The 2,331-nt window shown below is 66.7% G+C and carries 3 protein-coding genes and 1 pseudogene; 3 read left to right on the plus strand and 1 reads right to left on the minus strand.

Features of this window, described 5'->3' with window-relative positions; genetic code table 11:
* Positions 1-787, minus strand: a 787-nt coding sequence (locus ACTHLF_RS20990) for a YihY family inner membrane protein (RefSeq protein ID WP_440330139.1), incomplete at its 3' end; no start/stop codon positions are given.
* Positions 788-868: 81 nt separating this feature from the next.
* On the opposite strand from ACTHLF_RS20990, the gene wrbA reads away from it, so the two are divergent.
* The 3 genes and pseudogenes from wrbA to ACTHLF_RS21005 form a co-directional block, all read left to right on the plus strand.
* Positions 869-1,471, plus strand: coding sequence for an NAD(P)H:quinone oxidoreductase (wrbA, locus tag ACTHLF_RS20995; RefSeq protein WP_440330141.1), 603 nt, complete (start codon positions 869-871; stop codon positions 1,469-1,471).
* Positions 1,468-1,803: a DUF2069 domain-containing protein gene (locus ACTHLF_RS21000; RefSeq protein WP_440330142.1), complete on the plus strand. Its 336-nt coding sequence runs from the start codon at positions 1,468-1,470 to the stop codon at positions 1,801-1,803. Before wrbA ends, ACTHLF_RS21000 begins: the two co-directional genes overlap by 4 nt.
* 160 nt (positions 1,804-1,963) lie before the next feature.
* Positions 1,964-2,331, plus strand: a pseudogene (locus ACTHLF_RS21005) (acyl-CoA dehydrogenase family protein); the annotation flags it as partial.

The raw sequence follows: 2,331 nt of genomic DNA on the forward strand, positions 1-2,331 counted from the left end.
CGCCCAGGATCACGATGATCCACGACAGATAGATCCAGAGCAGGAAAATCGGGATGGCCGCGAGGGCACCGTAGATTTCCTCGTAGTTCGGCGAGTTGCGGATGAACTGCGCGAAGCCCCAGCGCGCGAACTCGAAAAGGATGGCGCCGAGCAACGCACCCACCGCCGCGTGCCGCCACGACACCCGCCGGTTCGGCACCATCGTGTACATGAGCACCAGCGTGATGAAGGTGATGCCGAAAGGAAGCAGGTTGATCAGGCGGCTCTGCGTGGCGAACTGGTCGGCGGCCTGATGCAGCAAGGGGAACGCCGCGATATACGAGGACAGCGCCAGCCCGCCCACGACCAGGATCGGCCCGAGGGTCAGCGCCGCCCAGTAGAGCAGCACGCGCGAGGTCCAGCCGCGCGGCTTGCGCACGCGCCAGATCCGGTTGAGCCGGTCCTCGATGCTCACCATCATCGACAGCGCACTGAACAGCATGACCAGGATCGAGATGCCCGTGAGCTGGCTCGCCTTGTCGGCGAACGCGAGCATGTATTCCTGGATCTTGATGCCGGTGGCCGGTACGAAATTCTGGAAGGCGTAATTGGCCAGGCTGCCGCGCCATTCGGCGAACACGGGGAACGCGGAAAGGATGGCGAATACGGCGACCGTGAGCGGCACGAGCGACACCAGCGTGGTGTACGACAGGGCGCCAGCGGTCTCGAAGCACTTGTCGTCGACAAAGCGCAGCCAGGTGAAGCGGGTAAAGCTCAGGGCGCGGTCGCGATCGAAGCGCAGCGGCATGGGCATCCTTTGTTTGTCCCGGAACATTGGGAACATCCTCGTAGTTCTGCGAGACTAGCGCCTTCCTGAAGGCGACCGTCCATGTCTCACGACATCCTCGTACTCTACTACAGCCGCTCCGGCCACACGGCCCAGCTCGCCCGATTCGTCGCCCGTGGCATCGAGGAAGTACCCGGCATGCGCGCCCGCCTGCGCCAGGTGCCACCGGTGGCACCGGTCACGGAAACCGCGATGCCGCCGGAACCCGAGGACGGCGCACCCTACGTCACCCGGGACGACCTCATCGAATGCGTGGGCCTGGCCATTGGCAGCCCCACCCGCTTCGGCAACATGGCGGCGCCGCTGAAGTATTTCCTGGATACCACGGGTGCCGAATGGGCCTCGGGTGCCCTCGCCGGCAAGCCTGCGGCGATGTTCACCTCGACCAGCACGATGCACGGCGGCCAGGAAGCCACGCTCATCTCCATGGCCCTGCCCCTGCTCCACCACGGCATGCTCATCGTCGGCATCCCCTACACCGAGCCCCTGCTCTCGACCACGACCTCGGGAGGCACGCCTTACGGCGCGAGCCATGTCGCCGGGCACCGTGGGGATAACGGCATCAGCAATGATGAGCGCGACCTGGCCCGCGCCTTGGGCAAGCGCCTCGCCGATGTCGCCCGCCGGCTGGGCACGCCTGCATGAGGGCACCGGCCACCAGCCTGCAGAAGGCTGGCCTTGCCGCATGGGCCGCGCTGCTCGGCGTGCAGTTGCTCTGGTACATGGTGTATCCGCCGGTATCGATCCCGGCATGGGTGGCCCTGCTGATCACGGTGCCGCCGCTGCTGCTGCCGCTGCTGGCACTGCGCAAGCTCACCCGCGCGTTGTTGTGGGTGGGGATCCTGGCGTTGTTTTACTTCTGCCACGGCGTGTCGGAAGCCTGGAGCTCCACGGGCGATCGCTGGCTGGCGTGGCTGGAGATCGTGCTGTGCCTGCTGTTGATCGGCACGCTGGGCGCGGGCGTCCGTCGTAGGTAGGCCTATCGCGCGCAAGCGCGCTCCCACAAGGACACCGGCACGCCACAAGTGCCTTGTGGGAGCGTGCTTGCACGCGATGGCCGCCCGATGCTGCGCAGCGTATCGACGTACGCCCCCACGCGGTGCACCCTAGTCGCATCTGCCAATGGAGAGGTGCCACATGGGTTTCCTGCAGGACGCGCCGCGGCTGGCGCACCCGTTCCGCGAAGATCGCGTGCTGGATGCGTGGCTGGCCCATGCGCTGCCGGTGGACCGGCTGGCCGATTGCGCCCCGGACCTCGATGCGCTCGGCGATTACGCCCTGGATGCCTACGAGCGGCGGCAACGCACGCCGCGTACCGAACCGGTGCTCACCCAATGGGATGCGTGGGGCGCCCGGGTCGACCGGATCGCGCTGACTCCCGCATGGGAAGAGGGCCCAAACATCACCACGCGCCACGCCGTGCTGGCGGCGGGGCATGGCGAATCGCAATGGTCGCGCGTGGAAGAGTTCGCCCGCGTTTACCTTTATCACCCGGCCAGTGAGTT

Source organism: Luteibacter sp., from assembly GCF_051958795.1.
Taxonomy (GTDB): domain Bacteria; phylum Pseudomonadota; class Gammaproteobacteria; order Xanthomonadales; family Rhodanobacteraceae; genus Luteibacter.